Here is a 14,081-nt window from a genome sequence, read left to right as displayed (position 1 = left end):
AACTAAAATCAATAAAAACAGATGCGGAATAATAAATAGTTTTCACTATTATTATAGTGAAAACCGTAGAAACTTAGCAAATGGTCTGTTAGAAATATATTAGTGGTAGTTTAATTAGAATTATACCTTTTTAGGTGTAAGAGGAATTAACTTTAAATCATGTGAATACAAGGATTTTTTTAAAATTTAGGGGATAATTTGTATAAATGGAACTATACATCCATAAAAATCTAAGATAGTAACGATAAAATGAACTTTGTCACAATTTAGTCTAAAATTATTCAAAAAAAGTTCACAAAAATATCTAAAAGTGTGATTTAATATACAGAGAAAGTGTTTTAATAATCACTATCTTTTTAAGTTGATTGTTTATTTAATCGAAAAAAATTAATATAACTTTTCTATCATCGTTCCTTTTTTTTACAAATGAGGGCATATATAAATTAAGTATCAATTATCACTTACTTAAATGATGAATATTTGTTATTTAGGTTTAGGAGGAGAAACCAAATGTCGAACTCTAAGGCCTTCGGAGAAGCTGCTATTGATAATGGCGCTGCGAGCTTGCAAGCCAATATAAAAACCTCTGCATGGAAAGACTTTATGGCTCTTATCAAAATTGGGATTGTAAATTCCAACCTTATTACCACCTTTACGGGGTTATGGCTTGCGCTTCACTTTTCAGGACAAAGCTTTCTAAATAATTTAGATATCGTGTTTTTTACAGTAGCAGGATCTTCACTGATCATTGCAGGCTCATGTGCAATCAATAATTATGTTGATCGTGACATTGACCATTTAATGGAAAGAACAAAAGAAAGACCTACTGTAACCGGGAAAGTAGTTCCGATAAAAGTTCTCGTATTAGGTATTTTACTTATTGGACTGGGAACACTGTCTTTATTCTTTACTACGATGACTGCAACAGTAATTGGACTGCTTGGAGTTTTTAGCTATGTTTTCCTGTACACATTATGGTCAAAGCGGCAATTGGTGTCCAACACTATTATTGGGAGCATATCAGGAGCAGTTCCACCACTAATCGGATGGGCAGCAGTAGATGCTAATCTCGATATTATGGCATGGTCATTGTTTGTGCTAATGTTTGTTTGGCAGCCTCCGCATTTTTATGCGCTTGCGATGAGAAGGGTTAAAGAATATAAAGCAGCTGGGATCCCAATGTTACCAGTAGTGAAAGGTTTTAAAACCACAAAAATTCACATCATCCTTTGGGTTGCAGCACTTCAGCCAATCCCATTTTTTCTTACCAAATTAGGAATCCCATTTCTAATACTTGCTATCGTACTAAATATCGGGTGGCTTGCATTAGGGATTTATGGATATAGAATCAAAGATGACATAAAGTGGGCAAAACTAATGTTTGTTTACTCTTTGCAATATTTAACTATTATTTTTGTAGCAATGGTTATAGTTACATTAATTTAGTTTTGCATATGATTGTTTCTTGCTTAAATGGAAGCAATCATACTACATACTTCTTTGATCAACCAAATGTTTTAAATAATTTTATTAGTGAAAGAGGGGTTTGATTAAGCTATGAAAAGGCTTGCAAAGTGGCGTTTAATCTCGTTATTTGCGATTTTAGCGCTTGTACTCTCCGGATGTGGCGAACCGTTCCTTTCCACGTTAAGTCCTGCCGGTGAAGTTGCGGAAACGCAATATGATTTAATGAAGTTAAGTACTTTAATCATGGTTGGGGTTATTGTTATTGTTGCGATTATTTTCGTTTTGATTTTGGTTCGTTTTAAAAGAAGGGATGACAGAATACCAAAACAAGTAGAAGGAAGTCACAAATTAGAAATTATTTGGACTGTTGTGCCGATTCTTTTACTATTAATTCTTGCTGTTCCGACTGTGGCCGCAACATTTAAACTTGCAGATGTATCTCCAATGGACAAGAAAAATACAAAGGCACTTGTAATTAATGTTCGGTCACACTTATATTGGTGGGACTTTGAATATCCAGGTAAAAAGATTGTTACAAGCCAGGAACTTGTTGTTCCTACAAATGAAAAGGTATATTTTAACTTGAAGTCATCTGATGTGAAACACTCATTTTGGATTCCAGCAGTGGGTGGAAAGTTAGATACTAATACTGAGAATATTAATAAATTCTGGTTAGAGTTTGACGATAAAAAAGCAAACGAAGCAGGAAATCTTTTCTATGGAAAATGTGCAGAACTTTGTGGTCCATCCCATGCTTTAATGGATTTTAAAGTAAAAGCTATTAGCCGGGACAAATTTGACGCTTGGGTAACTTCGATGCAGAATGTTAAAAAACCACAAAAAGCCCAGACAGCTTCTGCGGCACAAGGACAAGAACTATTTAATAAAAGCTGTATTGGCTGTCATGCTGTAACACCATCAAACAAAATGCCTGAAACAGCACGTCTAGCACCAAACTTATCAAACTTTGGTGAACGATCTCGTGTAGCCGGTGTTTTGGATCATAATAAAGAAGAGTTAAAAAATTGGATTCGTAATCCAGAAACATACAAACCAGGTAACATGATGACAGGAAAATACCCGGAAATGTCTGAAAAACAGCTAGATGCTTTAGCAGACTATTTAATGGGCTTAAAGGCCCAGCAATAAATGGGGAATTGGTTGAAAGGGAGGTAAAATTGTGAGTACCTATGCTCAAAAAAAGGGATTTGGCGCAACTTTATGGGACTTTTTAACAACTGTTGACCATAAAAAAATTGCCATCCTATATCTCATTGCAGGTGGATTTTTCTTCTTAGTGGGCGGACTTGAAGCAGTATTTATCCGTATCCAACTTGCAGTGCCTAATAATGATTTTGTGAGTGCCGGATTATTTAATGAAATTATAACAATGCACGGAACAACAATGATTTTCTTAGCTGCGATGCCGCTGGTTTTCGCTTTTATGAATGCAGTAATGCCATTACAGATTGGAGCACGCGATGTAGCGTTTCCATTTGTTAATGCATTAGGATTTTGGTTGTTCTTTTTTGGAGGAATATTCCTAAACCTCTCTTGGTTCTTAGGAGGAGCACCTGATGCAGGATGGACATCTTACGCGTCACTTGCACTTCATTCACAAGGACATGGTGTAGACTTTTATATCTTAGGTTTACAGATATCTGGTATTGGAACCTTGATTGGTGGTATTAATTTCCTAGTCACTATCATTAACATGCGTGCACCAGGTATGACCTATATGAGAATGCCGTTGTTTACTTGGACAACTTTTGTCACTTCAGCACTCATTTTGTTTGCATTTCCTCCATTAACAGTTGGTTTAGTTTTAATGATGTTTGACCGTTTGTTTGGAGCGAATTTCTTTGATGCTACTATGGGTGGAAATACAATTATTTGGGAACATCTTTTCTGGATTTTCGGTCACCCAGAAGTATATATTTTAATACTTCCTGCTTTCGGGATTTTCTCAGAGATTTTTCCGATTTTCTCAAGAAAGCGTTTATTTGGATACTCTTCCATGGTATTTGCAACTGTATTAATCGGTTTCTTAGGCTTCATGGTATGGGCTCACCATATGTTTACAACAGGTTTAGGTCCTGTTGCAAATGCCATTTTCGCAGTTGCTACAATGGCGATTGGTGTACCGACCGGAATTAAAATTTTTAACTGGCTTTTAACAATGTGGGGAGGAAGTGTAAAATTTACTACTCCGATGCATTGGGCAATGGCGTTTATTCCATCATTTCTTGCTGGTGGGGTAACAGGGGTAATGCTTGCCTCCGCAGCAGCCGACTATCAATATCATGATACTTATTTCGTTGTTGCACATTTCCATTACGTAATTGTGGGTGGTGTGGTATTTGCAGTCTTTGCAGGTACACATCTATATTGGCCAAAAATGTTTGGAACAATGTTGAATGAAGTTTTAGGTAAAATTACTTTCTGGTTGTTCTTCATCGGGTTCCACTTAACATTCTTTATCCAACATTTCTTAGGTTTATGGGGAATGCCGCGACGCGTTTTCACATACCTTCCTGGTCAAGGATTTGACACTGCTAACATGGTTAGTTCTATAGGTGCTGCGTTTATGGGCTTAGGTGTTATCGTAATGTTATATAACATCATTATGACTTCTGTGAAAAATGTCAAAGTTGGAAATGATCCATGGGGAGACGGAAGAACACTTGAATGGGCAATCCCTTCTCCACCACCGTTTTATAATTTTAAGCAACTTCCACTCGTTCGCGGTTTAGATGCTTACTGGTTAGAAAAAATGGATGGTAAAAAAGGGATGACTCCGGCAGAGCCGCTTGGTGATATTCATATGCCAAATTCATCATTTTTACCGTTTATGATGGCACTAGGATTATTCATTGCAGCCTTTGGTGCAATGTACCATGTGAATGATAAGGCTTGGGCTTTACCAGTATTGATCATCGGATTATTAGTAACCTTTGGCTCCATGTTCTTACGTTCAGTGAAGGATGATCATGGATTCCATATTCATAAAGAGGATTTAATCGATGAGGATGATAAGGGGGTTAAGGCATAATGCACGCAGATGAAAAATTTACTTATGAAACATGGCCTGCTGCGCCGGAAAAATCAACCCTTGAATCAAAAAATAAATTCTTAGGTTTTTGGTTTTTCTTAGGGGGAGAGACGGTTCTTTTTGCCTCCCTATTTGCCACTTACCTTGCATTGAAGGATAAAGTTCCTGATTCAAGTCACCATCTAGCTAAGGATTTATTTGAATTACCATTAACATTTGTAGCGACAATGCTCCTTTTAACGAGTTCATTAACAAGTGTTTACGCAATGTACCACATGAAGAACTTTGCCTTCAAAAAAATGATGGTCTGGCTCGGTCTTACTGCTTTATTAGGTGCAGGTTTCTTAGGACTTGAGGTTTACGAGTTTTCCCATTATGTTCATGAAGGACATACATTTACAAGCAGTGCTTTCGGATCTGCCTTCTACGCACTAGTTGGTTTTCATGGAGGCCACGTTGCATTTGGTTTACTTTGGTGTTTAACATTAATGTTTAGAAATTCCAAACGAGGCTTAGACCTATACAACGCTCCAAAATTCTATGTATTTAGTTTATACTGGCATTTTATCGATGTTGTTTGGGTATTTATCTTTACAGTAGTATATTTAATGGGAATGGTGGGATAAACTGATGGCTAATCAACAACTAAATTCAGGTAACCCAAGAGTTGACATTGAATATCGTCGCAAGAAAAATGCAGAAGAGATGAGATATCAACTGGTTTCTTTTGCATTGATGATTTTTTTAACTCTCATTGCGTTTGCGGCCGTAGCTATTAAAGGGTTTACTGCATGGTTTACTGTTCCATTTATCATCCTTTTAGCAGTGGTCCAAGTAATATTCCAACTATATTATTTCATGCATATGAGTCATAAAGGTCATGAAGCTCCATCATTATTTCTTTACTCTGGAGTATTGGTAGGAGCAATAACCCTCCTTGCCTTTACTACAATTATTTGGTGGTAATATGTTCAAAAAAGAAAATCGGCTTATGGCCGATTTTCTTTTTTAGACCTATCTAAGGGTTGTTTCCATTTTCTTTGCTTTTCGTTTTGGCCAAGGGTATAATTTAGCCAATAATATTTTTAAATCTTAATGAGGTGATTTGGGTGCTTGCATTAGATATATTCGGTTTTAAAGCACTTTGGAGCCCGTATTTTTTACTAATCTTGATAGTCATAACTGTAGGGTATTTTGTCCTTACCACAAAATACAGAAGTTTGTTTCCAGATAGTGAACCATTAACGAAAACACAAAGTGCTTTGTTTATTTTATCGATGGTTCTCCTTTATGCCATTAAAGGATCTCCTATTGATTTATTAGCACACCTAATGTTTTGGGTCCATATGATTCAAATGGCTGCTTTAGTTTTAGTCGTTCCACCTATTTTTATCATAAGTATCCCTAACTGGGTTTGGAGAAAATTTTTTAGTTTCGGAGCAATTAATTCCGTATTTACTTTATTAACAAAGCCACTTATTGCATTGGTAGTCTTTAATGGATTATTTTCCTTTTATCATGTACCTATTATTTTCGATCATGTTATGCAAAATGGGTGGATGCATGCTGGATACTCTATCCTTTTATTTGTTGTAGCAACCTTTATGTGGTGGCCTTTACTTAATCAGCTCCCAGAACATCAGACCTTAAGCGGACTGAAAAAGGTTGGTTATATTTTTGCGGATGGGATTCTGTTAACACCAGCTTGTGCCTTAATCATTTTTGCAGATACACCTATGTATGCAACCTATTCTGATCCCCATGTTTGGGGACAAGTGATGAGCCTATGTGTTGGACCAGCTAACTTCGATAGCTTAAATTTGAGTGGTCCACAACTTTTTAGTTCGATGTCATTAATACATGATCAGCAGCTTGGTGGAGTTTTAATGAAAATTATTCAAGAAATTATATATGGTGTCATTCTTGGTCATGTTTTCTTCGAATGGTATCGTAAAGATCAATCAGACACTGAAAAGGAAATGAAGCAACCATTAAATCCGTTGCTCATTAAATAATCTCCCATACTCCTGGGAGATTTTTTTACTGATAAGCCGTAATTTCTTGGGTATCGTTTGAAAAATAAGGATCGTTGAACTACTATTATTGTAGAATAAAAGAAAAGAGAGGACGCCTATATGAATTCCTTACCGATTTTACCTACTATTAGTACCTCATTTATTGTTTTAAGTGCTATAACTGTTGCTATTGGATGGTGGCAAATTAAGCAAAGACATATTGAGGCCCACAAAAAGACAATGTTTTTGGCTGCTATTTTTGCTGTAATCTTTTTTGTTATCTATGCTTCTAGAACCCTCTTTATTGGGAATACTTCGTTTGGTGGGCCAGATAATATTAAAATTTATTATACAATATTTTTAATCTTCCATATTACACTTGCGACGACTGGAGCTGTATTCGGGATAGTCTCTATCATGACAGGATACAAAAACAAACTTTCTATCCATCGTAAGCTGGGCCCGATAACTAGTTTCATTTGGTTTTTTACTGCGATCACGGGTGTTGCCGTATACTTATTGCTTTATGTATTTTATCGAGGCGGGCAGACAACATCTTTGCTAAAAGCAATACTTGGACTGTAAAAATTAATCGCTTCCTAATAATAAAAAGACGCATGAGAACCATGCGTCTTTTTTCGATTATAATGCAAACTTACTTACTTCTGCCTTTACTTCATCGAGAATTTTTTTACATTGATTCACAAGAGAGGTTGGGAAGCTTTCGCCTTCACCATATTCTACACCATGCGGGTAATAATGTTTGCCTAAAAGCGGTGTCATTAATTGAATAGTTGCTTTATCAGCGCCAATATCGCCCTCAACCGCATGACCACGTACACGCAAGTAAAATACCCCTTCTTTTAATTCAAACTTGCGGTCGTATGTAACTCGTTCGTAGTCCCATTGTCCTTCGCGAACTAAACCGTGATCAAGCATTACTTCATCTAAACGGTTTAAGTCAGCCCTTAACTTTTCAATTTCAGTATTCTCGAATTTCATAATGAATCCCTCCTAAAAACAATACCATTGCCCCTATGTTTCCTATTTAAGTAGGAAAGCAATAATAATTCAATTTAATAATAGTTGAAAATGTTTCAACTTGCAATGAATACCTTCAGCGAATAAAACAATCTTGGTTGGAAACCCTAAAATAATGGTAAGAGGAATTAAATAAACTTTGGGGGCAGCAAAATGGAAAAAATCCGAGATATAATGACTGAAGATGTAGAATGCTGTACGTTACTAGATAATGTTTATGAAGTCGCCTTAAAGATGAAGCAATTAAATGTTGGGGCTATACCAATTATTGATCAGGAAAAGCTTGTCGGAATGATTACAGACCGAGATATTGTTGTTCGAGGTGTTGCTGAAAAACATCCTGGTTCAACAAAAGTAGAAGATATCATGAGTAATGACCTTATTACTGTTACTCCTGATTCTTCCAGTAAAGATGCAGCAAAATTAATGGCAAAGCATCAAATCCGACGTTTACCTGTGGTAGAGGAAGGTAAGTTAATAGGAATTGTTTCCCTTGGTGATTTTGCGATCCGCGAATTGACTGACGACCAAGCAAAAGAGGCATTAACGGAAATATCTGAGCAAAATTATAATGGAGCACAGCATTAAAAATTATTATATAAAAAAATAGTTTTAACTTTAGAAAACAGGTACTCATTGTGCCTGTTTTCTTTTCATCAGTTCATTTGTCTGACATTTTTGATAATGACTATTACTATTCAAGATATTGATGATATAATAATTTTATCTATATATATAATGATACATGAAAGTAATAGAGAGGGTGAATGCCTCTGCGTACACTGACTAGAATTCTTATTCTTTCAGCAGTTTTCTTAACTATCGGTTTTTATGTGAGTATAAACGAAAATAACGATAGTAATATTTTAATTAAAGAAGATCGTACTTCAGAAATGAAACAACCTATTTCACAAAATCCTGATAATAAGCCAAGTAAAAAAATAGTCTCGGAAAAACCGAAAGAAGGTTTGGCTTTATTAATTGGGAAAAATGAAGGGGAATTAGAAAAAATGCTTGGTTCACCAGATCGGATCGATGAGTCAATGTATGGTTACCAGTGGTATATTTATAATCAAGAAGATAAAAAGTATGTCCAAGTGGGTGTTGAAAATAAACGTGTAGTTACGATTTTCGCGATAGGCCAAAATCTTGATGTAGCACCTTTTGAAATAGGAGAGCCGGTTGAGGAAATCTTTAATACGCATTATATTGATACAAATATTAAGATTGACTATAATGGTAATTCGTATCATTTTGAATTGAATGATGCTGATTTAAATCTACGGCCAATGGTGCAATTGGGTGATGTCTTTGTCCAGCTCTACATAGATAAATTTACTGGCAATCTTTCAAGTGTTCGGTTCCTTAATGCAGAAACACTAATTAAACAAAGGCCATATGAACTTGTTTATAGTGGATATTTAATCAAAGCACCTGAACCTAGTGAAGAAATGCGGCGTGCCATTGAAGAAGATACAGAACAAGAGATATTTGACCTAACGAATGTCTTAAGAGTAAGACATAATTTAAAGGAATTAAAATGGGATGAGAATACGGCAGAGGCCGCGTTTGAGCACAGTAAGGATATGTCAGTAAACAACGACTTTTCACATACTTCCAAAAAATTTGGAGATCTTACCAAACGATTAAAAACGGCCCATGTGGTTTACCAGGCTGCAGGCGAGAATATTGCGGCAAATTATACAGATGGACCAGCTGTTGTCGAGGGTTGGCTAAATAGTAAAGGACACCGTGAGTCACTGTTAAACAAGGAATACTCTCATCTTGGTGTAGGGGTGTTCCAAAAGTACTATACCCAAAACTTTATATCAAAAACAGAACAATGAAAAAGGTGACGAATATGTCACCTTTTTTCAATCTTATATTGATTAAATATAAATCTGTTTTGCTCCCATTTCCCGTATAATCGGATCACATCCCCCACATTAAAAGACACTTTATTGAAATTGTTAGTAATGGGTGTGATCTTTTGGGCGGTGACTATTTTTGTTTCTGTTTGTAGTTTTAAGGACTGAACATAAATGTAGCGATGATAATAAAACCGTTGCTTTTCTTCGACAATACTTTTAATTTCACCTGTTATGATTGCTTCTTGCTGTACTTGGTAAGTATCAAGCCACTTTGTATCGTGCTCCTTCATCTCTTTTTTTGTAAGCCAAAAAAAGTAAAGGCAAATAATTGGGATTACGATGGCGGTGACCATTATTGATCACACCTCCGCTTATTATTTTTTTATAATAAAGAATGTTCCTGTGGCATAGGCGATTTTTTTTCCGTCACTCCGATATGCTTCACCTGAGATGACCATTGTTTTGCTGCCTCTATGAACAATTTCCGCTTTACAGTAGAGTGTTTCTCCGATAGCTGGTGCTGTGTAATGGATATTCAATTGATTTGTTACGGCTCCATAACCTTCTGGTTGAAGATAATTAGCCAGACTCCCCATTGCTGTATCAAGAACCGTCGCAGTAATCCCGCCATGGACAATATCTAGGTTGTTATTAAGAGTTGGGTCTAAAGGAATCGTAATTTCGCAGGTTTTCTCATTTAGTTTTCTATCCATTTGTAGAATTCCGTCAATATATGTACTTCGCTTTTGTTTAATTTTTACTTGGAATCCCGATAAAAGGTAGGCAAGAGAATTTAAATCAGCCTCTGAACCAGTTTCAATACATGTTTCTAATAATCGACGTAATTCATCTTTCATTATACTTACCTCTTTCATTTCTTTGTCTTTTGACATCTTACCATTTACAAGGCAAATATTAAATATTTTAATCGCGGTGTTCTTTCACATTTGTAAAATTCTTTCATATTGTATTATTGGGACTAATTTGGGCTGAGGTGAGATAAATGACACAAAAAAAATTACACCCTTCCGTGTCACAATTCAAAGAATTTGTTAAAAACAATCCAAAACTAATTAAAGAAGTACGGAAAGGGCAGGCAACTTGGCAGGAACTATATGAAGACTGGTATTTATTAGGTGAAGAAGATAGCCGCTGGGAATCGATGGGATCTGATACTGGATCAGTGGATGAAACGAGCACAGAGTCTAAAGGTGATTGGCTTTCTAATATTATGGGAATGGTTAAGAAAATGGATCCGAATCAAATGCAAAACCACATGAATAACCTAAGTCAAGCTCTGGGGGCGATCCAAGGTGTAATTTCACAATTTCAAGGAGAAAACCCTGGTACAGGTCCTGTTAAGCCGTCAGAAGGACCTAAACATCCATTTCTATTTAGAAAAGATTGATGGAAAGGAACTTTAACTTATGCGAAGAGATTTACTGCAATATATTGAAAGTCAAAAGGACTTAAAACAATTCATTCGCGAACAACCAATATGGTATAGAAAGCTGTCAAGAAATCCATATGATTTGCAATCGCTTGAAATTGAATCCTTACACTATTATAAGAAAACAATTCCTGACCAAGTGAATAAATTTTCGAATAGTGTACAAATGGCTTCGATGATGTATAACATGTTTCAGGCGATGAAAAATCAAAATTAAACAAAGTCACAGGATTTATTTTGTGGCTTTTTTTATTTGTCATAGCGGAGTAAGACTAAAAAAAGAAAAGGAGGCGAACAATACAAGCAAAAGAAGGAGTGAATTTAAATGAAAAAGCTAGTTCCGCAATTAGTCCTAATGATCTTTTTGATTGGAATCCTTACTGGATTTAATAATGTCTTACCTAGAACTGAAATTCCTTCACTTTATGTCCACCACCAGATCAAAAGTGATACAGTTTTAATTAATTGTATTGTTACAGGAATCAGCTTCCGTGACGCAGACCCTTCAAAAGGAAGAATCGGGAAGATTGTTGTTTGGGTGGATGGAAAGAAAAATAGCGAGGTTAAAGCGGCAGCTTTTATAATTAAAGGTTTTTCACCGGGAACCCATAAGGTAAAGTTAGAAGTTGTCAATCCAAATAATGAACCGTATGGATTAGCGAAAGAATTTATGGTAAATATCCCTAGATAAACTGAAATTTTCACATTACTGTCACTTTCATGTTAAAATATCTTTGGAGGTGGGCGTAAAATGCTAGCTACGTTAGAGAGAGTCGAATTATTGGAACAAGCTGAGCAATTGGCAAAGATGGTTTTAGAATCTGAAATAGCCGAACAATATCAAATATGTTTATATAAATTGCAAAATAACAAGGAAACACAGCGGAAAATAAATCAATTCGTTCGTCTAAAGGAGTTATATGACGAGGTCCAGCGGTTTGGTAAATACCATCCTGATTATAAAAAGGTAATGACACAAATCCGCGAAAATAAAAGGGAAATGGATATGGATCCCCTGGTAGCAGAATTCAAATTGGCTGAGAATGATTTGCAAGACCTACTAGATGCAATTAGTATTATTGTAGGCGGTGCGGTCTCTGAACATATAAAAGTTCCAACAGGAAATCAGTTTTTTGAAACGAAAACCAGCCACGTTAGTGGTTGTGGCGGTGGAGGAAGCTGTGGGTGCGGCTGAAAAATCAGCGGATTGTGCTGATTTTTTTTGTAATGTCAATTTTTTCAGATTTTAAGCACTTATCTGGAATAAGTAGCAAAGTTTGAATTGAAAAGGAACGTTTTAATATGCTAGACTTATGTAAAATGATGGTTTGTTGAAGGGGAAAAAAGTATGTTTGTTCAAAGACAAGGATTGGTTGTTTGGCTTTACTCGTTAAAACAAGCTAAAATGCTTCGGCGTTTCGGAAACGTTCATTACGTTTCAAAAAAGTTGAAGTATGTTGTTCTGTATTGTAATCAAGAAGAGCTGAATGAAATAATGGAAAAGTTAAATTCTTTTTCGTTTGTAAAGAAAGTAGAACCTTCATATAAACCATTTTTAAGAATGGAGTATGAGAATTCGGCGCCAGATAAAGCAAAGGAATATGATTATAAAATGGGTATTTAAAAAGGTGAGGGCGTTTCCCTCACCTTTTCCTATTGTTTAGCTCCAGCGCCCAGCGGCTAGTGTACTTCGCTCTTTTCCCTACGATAAGTCAAAGCGCTCCACAAGGAACGCTTCGGCAGCATAAGCATCGCACGAAGGAAAAGCGTTAGCTTTTTCGAGGAGTCCATACGCCGCTAAACGGGCGCTTGCGCTTTTCCTATTGTAATGGAAGTAAATAATGATTAAGACGGAGAATGCCGATTAAGTGCTGGTAATACAGCTCTTTTTCATAAAAAATGGTTGACGGCTTAACAGATAGCTCATGTATTTGCTTACCATGTTTTTCAGCAGTAGAAGCAAATATATCATACCTCTTATTTGATATAAATTTTGGGTTTGGAATACCCTCACGACAAATATATAGGGCTTGAAATTTTCCTGGGTCTGTTGGCTTTAATACGACAACCAATGAGGTTCGTTCCTGATCATCAATCTTTGTGTGCAGTGCGAGCATATGTTGAAGACGGTGTTGATTTGCATTTGTAAGCTCAATCAGTTCATATATATCTGAATATCCTTCTCCTAATTCAATAAAACGCTGGATCAATGAAAACTCTCCTTTAAAATGGCTTATTTCAAGAATACTCTATCACTAATTTCCGATCTTTTGAATAATAAGTAAAAAAAAACCTGCAGAAAATTCTGCAGGTTCCTTCCATATCCTCATAAAGGATAGAAGGCAAAGGGAGAGGAGAAACCGGAGGAAGAACTTATGGGGAAACGTAAGTCTTCTCCGCGGTTGGCAACAACATCCTCGAATTGATGTTGTTAATTACATTATTTCCACAACCTAAAAGCTTATACGTACTTTCGAATAAATTTTCCTGATGAAAGAATCATATTCTGTAAATCATTACTCTAATGAAAAGATATTCACTTACTAATTGTCTCCTTTTTGTATATTATGGTAGGATGGATTAAGAAAATTATTTCTGAAAAAATGTGGTGATATGGTAGTGAGAGTGGTTTCAGGGATTTGCAAAGGTAGACCTTTGAAAGCTGTTCCAGGTAATACGACGAGGCCGACAACTGATAAGGTAAAAGAGGCTTTATTTAATATGATTGGTCCTTATTTTGATGGCGGCATTGGATTGGACCTATTTGCTGGAAGCGGTGGATTAGGTTTGGAGGCACTTAGTAGGGGATTGGATAAAGTTATTTTTATTGACAGAGAATTAAAGGCCATTCAAGTGATCCAGGAAAATATTAAAGCTTGTAAATTTGAGGACCAAACGGAAGTCTATCGCAATGATGCCGATAGAGCATTAAAGGCTCTCATAAAAAGAGAAATCTGCTTTGATTTCATATTTTTAGACCCGCCGTATAAAAAACAACAACTCGTCAGTTTAATGGAAAAAATGGATAAACAGGATGTAGTAAAAATAGATGGATGCGTTGTCTGTGAGCATAGCTTCGATGTTGAATTACCAAAATCATTAGGGCGGTTTATCCAAATAAAACATGAAAAGTATGGAATGATCGCGGTAACTATTTATTTACGAACAGATATTGAGTGAGGGGG

Annotated in this window: 19 protein-coding genes; 15 read left to right on the top strand and 4 right to left on the bottom strand. The window is 36.0% G+C overall.

Features of this window, described 5'->3' with window-relative positions; translation table 11 throughout:
- The first annotated feature begins 510 nt into the window (after positions 1 to 510).
- The 7 genes from cyoE (at position 511) to COE25_RS14135 (ending at position 7,119) form a co-directional block, all read left to right on the top strand.
- Positions 511 to 1,446, top strand: coding sequence for a heme o synthase (cyoE, locus tag COE25_RS14165; RefSeq protein ID WP_088086265.1), 936 nt, complete (start codon positions 511 to 513; stop codon positions 1,444 to 1,446).
- A gap of 111 nt (positions 1,447 to 1,557) precedes the next feature.
- Positions 1,558 to 2,616, top strand: coding sequence for a cytochrome c oxidase subunit II (gene coxB, locus COE25_RS14160; protein ID WP_088086266.1), 1,059 nt, complete (start codon positions 1,558 to 1,560; stop codon positions 2,614 to 2,616).
- A gap of 31 nt (positions 2,617 to 2,647) precedes the next feature.
- Positions 2,648 to 4,519, top strand: coding sequence for a cytochrome c oxidase subunit I (gene ctaD / locus COE25_RS14155; protein WP_088086267.1), 1,872 nt, complete (start codon positions 2,648 to 2,650; stop codon positions 4,517 to 4,519).
- Positions 4,519 to 5,145 (top strand): cytochrome (ubi)quinol oxidase subunit III, encoded by a 627-nt coding sequence (locus tag COE25_RS14150; protein ID WP_088086268.1) that lies wholly within the window; start codon positions 4,519 to 4,521, stop codon positions 5,143 to 5,145. The genes ctaD and COE25_RS14150 overlap by 1 nt, the downstream gene beginning before the upstream one ends.
- Positions 5,146 to 5,149: 4 nt before the next feature.
- Positions 5,150 to 5,485 carry a cytochrome c oxidase subunit IVB gene (ctaF, locus tag COE25_RS14145; RefSeq protein WP_088086269.1) on the top strand — a complete coding sequence of 112 codons (336 nt, stop codon included), beginning with the start codon at positions 5,150 to 5,152 and terminating at the stop codon, positions 5,483 to 5,485.
- A gap of 143 nt (positions 5,486 to 5,628) precedes the next feature.
- Positions 5,629 to 6,534 carry a cytochrome c oxidase assembly factor CtaG gene (ctaG, locus tag COE25_RS14140; RefSeq protein ID WP_098933066.1) on the top strand — a complete coding sequence of 302 codons (906 nt, stop codon included), beginning with the start codon at positions 5,629 to 5,631 and terminating at the stop codon, positions 6,532 to 6,534.
- Between the two features lie 120 nt (positions 6,535 to 6,654).
- Entirely contained in the window at positions 6,655 to 7,119 is a 465-nt protein-coding gene (locus COE25_RS14135; protein WP_088086271.1) for a DUF420 domain-containing protein, read from the top strand.
- A gap of 57 nt (positions 7,120 to 7,176) precedes the next feature.
- On the opposite strand, the gene COE25_RS14130 is transcribed toward COE25_RS14135, so the two are convergent.
- Complete coding sequence (locus COE25_RS14130) at positions 7,177 to 7,536, bottom strand: YugN family protein (protein ID WP_098933065.1); 360 nt, start codon at positions 7,534 to 7,536, stop codon at positions 7,177 to 7,179.
- A gap of 192 nt (positions 7,537 to 7,728) precedes the next feature.
- Here COE25_RS14130 and COE25_RS14125 point away from each other — a divergent pair, with 192 nt between their 5' ends.
- The gene (locus COE25_RS14125; RefSeq protein WP_098933064.1) at positions 7,729 to 8,163 is read left to right on the top strand and encodes a CBS domain-containing protein; all 435 of its coding nucleotides are present in this window, start codon (positions 7,729 to 7,731) and stop codon (positions 8,161 to 8,163) included.
- Between the two features lie 179 nt (positions 8,164 to 8,342).
- Complete coding sequence (locus COE25_RS14120) at positions 8,343 to 9,422, top strand: CAP domain-containing protein (RefSeq protein ID WP_088086274.1); 1,080 nt, start codon at positions 8,343 to 8,345, stop codon at positions 9,420 to 9,422.
- Between the two features lie 17 nt (positions 9,423 to 9,439).
- Here the strand turns inward: COE25_RS14120 and COE25_RS14115 are convergent, their stop codons facing one another.
- Positions 9,440 to 9,799 (bottom strand): hypothetical protein, encoded by a 360-nt coding sequence (locus COE25_RS14115; protein ID WP_098933063.1) that lies wholly within the window; start codon positions 9,797 to 9,799, stop codon positions 9,440 to 9,442.
- A 21-nt stretch (positions 9,800 to 9,820) separates the two neighbouring features.
- Positions 9,821 to 10,303, bottom strand: a complete 483-nt coding sequence (locus tag COE25_RS14110) for a PaaI family thioesterase (protein ID WP_088086276.1) — start codon at positions 10,301 to 10,303, stop codon at positions 9,821 to 9,823.
- Positions 10,304 to 10,449: 146 nt separating this feature from the next.
- Here COE25_RS14110 and COE25_RS14105 point away from each other — a divergent pair, with 146 nt between their 5' ends.
- From COE25_RS14105 to COE25_RS14085, 5 genes are all read left to right on the top strand, one after another.
- Positions 10,450 to 10,854, top strand: coding sequence for a YlbD family protein (locus COE25_RS14105; protein ID WP_088086277.1), 405 nt, complete (start codon positions 10,450 to 10,452; stop codon positions 10,852 to 10,854).
- A gap of 19 nt (positions 10,855 to 10,873) precedes the next feature.
- Entirely contained in the window at positions 10,874 to 11,113 is a 240-nt protein-coding gene (locus COE25_RS14100; protein ID WP_088086278.1) for a YlbE-like family protein, read from the top strand.
- A gap of 108 nt (positions 11,114 to 11,221) precedes the next feature.
- Positions 11,222 to 11,587: a hypothetical protein gene (locus COE25_RS14095; RefSeq protein WP_088086279.1), complete on the top strand. Its 366-nt coding sequence runs from the start codon at positions 11,222 to 11,224 to the stop codon at positions 11,585 to 11,587.
- 60 nt (positions 11,588 to 11,647) lie between these two features.
- Positions 11,648 to 12,091: a YlbF/YmcA family competence regulator gene (locus COE25_RS14090; RefSeq protein WP_088086280.1), complete on the top strand. Its 444-nt coding sequence runs from the start codon at positions 11,648 to 11,650 to the stop codon at positions 12,089 to 12,091.
- Between the two features lie 153 nt (positions 12,092 to 12,244).
- Complete coding sequence (locus COE25_RS14085) at positions 12,245 to 12,520, top strand: YlbG family protein (protein ID WP_088086281.1); 276 nt, start codon at positions 12,245 to 12,247, stop codon at positions 12,518 to 12,520.
- A gap of 196 nt (positions 12,521 to 12,716) precedes the next feature.
- On the opposite strand, the gene COE25_RS14080 is transcribed toward COE25_RS14085, so the two are convergent.
- On the bottom strand, positions 12,717 to 13,106 hold the full coding sequence (locus COE25_RS14080; RefSeq protein WP_088086282.1) for a DUF7147 family protein: 390 nt from the start codon (positions 13,104 to 13,106) through the stop codon (positions 12,717 to 12,719).
- Between the two features lie 409 nt (positions 13,107 to 13,515).
- On the opposite strand from COE25_RS14080, the gene rsmD reads away from it, so the two are divergent.
- Positions 13,516 to 14,076: a 16S rRNA (guanine(966)-N(2))-methyltransferase RsmD gene (rsmD, locus tag COE25_RS14075; RefSeq protein ID WP_098933062.1), complete on the top strand. Its 561-nt coding sequence runs from the start codon at positions 13,516 to 13,518 to the stop codon at positions 14,074 to 14,076.
- The last annotated feature ends 5 nt before the right edge of the window (positions 14,077 to 14,081 follow it).

It is taken from the genome of Bacillus sp. AFS031507 (genome assembly GCF_002584635.1).
Taxonomy (GTDB): Bacteria; Bacillota; Bacilli; order Bacillales; family Cytobacillaceae; genus Neobacillus.
Note: the sequence above shows the minus strand (reverse complement) of the source record. Positions and strands in the feature narration are given on the sequence as shown.

Excerpts from the sequence above, each read along its gene's own strand:
- ctaF (WP_088086269.1), top strand. The coding sequence starts at position 5,150 with ATGGCTAATCAACAACTAAATTCAGGTAACCCAAGAGTTGACATTGAA.
- COE25_RS14100 (WP_088086278.1), top strand. The coding sequence starts at position 10,874 with ATGCGAAGAGATTTACTGCAATATATTGAAAGTCAAAAGGACTTAAAA.
- COE25_RS14120 (WP_088086274.1), top strand. The coding sequence starts at position 8,343 with ATGCCTCTGCGTACACTGACTAGAATTCTTATTCTTTCAGCAGTTTTC.
- COE25_RS14125 (WP_098933064.1), top strand. The coding sequence starts at position 7,729 with ATGGAAAAAATCCGAGATATAATGACTGAAGATGTAGAATGCTGTACG.
- COE25_RS14115 (WP_098933063.1), bottom strand. The coding sequence starts at position 9,799 with ATGGTCACCGCCATCGTAATCCCAATTATTTGCCTTTACTTTTTTTGG.
- COE25_RS14085 (WP_088086281.1), top strand. The coding sequence starts at position 12,245 with ATGTTTGTTCAAAGACAAGGATTGGTTGTTTGGCTTTACTCGTTAAAA.
- COE25_RS14110 (WP_088086276.1), bottom strand. The coding sequence starts at position 10,303 with ATGAAAGATGAATTACGTCGATTATTAGAAACATGTATTGAAACTGGT.
- COE25_RS14105 (WP_088086277.1), top strand. The coding sequence starts at position 10,450 with ATGACACAAAAAAAATTACACCCTTCCGTGTCACAATTCAAAGAATTT.
- COE25_RS14130 (WP_098933065.1), bottom strand. The coding sequence starts at position 7,536 with ATGAAATTCGAGAATACTGAAATTGAAAAGTTAAGGGCTGACTTAAAC.
- COE25_RS14135 (WP_088086271.1), top strand. The coding sequence starts at position 6,655 with ATGAATTCCTTACCGATTTTACCTACTATTAGTACCTCATTTATTGTT.
- coxB (WP_088086266.1), top strand. The coding sequence starts at position 1,558 with ATGAAAAGGCTTGCAAAGTGGCGTTTAATCTCGTTATTTGCGATTTTA.
- COE25_RS14095 (WP_088086279.1), top strand. The coding sequence starts at position 11,222 with ATGAAAAAGCTAGTTCCGCAATTAGTCCTAATGATCTTTTTGATTGGA.
- cyoE (WP_088086265.1), top strand. The coding sequence starts at position 511 with ATGTCGAACTCTAAGGCCTTCGGAGAAGCTGCTATTGATAATGGCGCT.
- COE25_RS14090 (WP_088086280.1), top strand. The coding sequence starts at position 11,648 with ATGCTAGCTACGTTAGAGAGAGTCGAATTATTGGAACAAGCTGAGCAA.
- COE25_RS14150 (WP_088086268.1), top strand. The coding sequence starts at position 4,519 with ATGCACGCAGATGAAAAATTTACTTATGAAACATGGCCTGCTGCGCCG.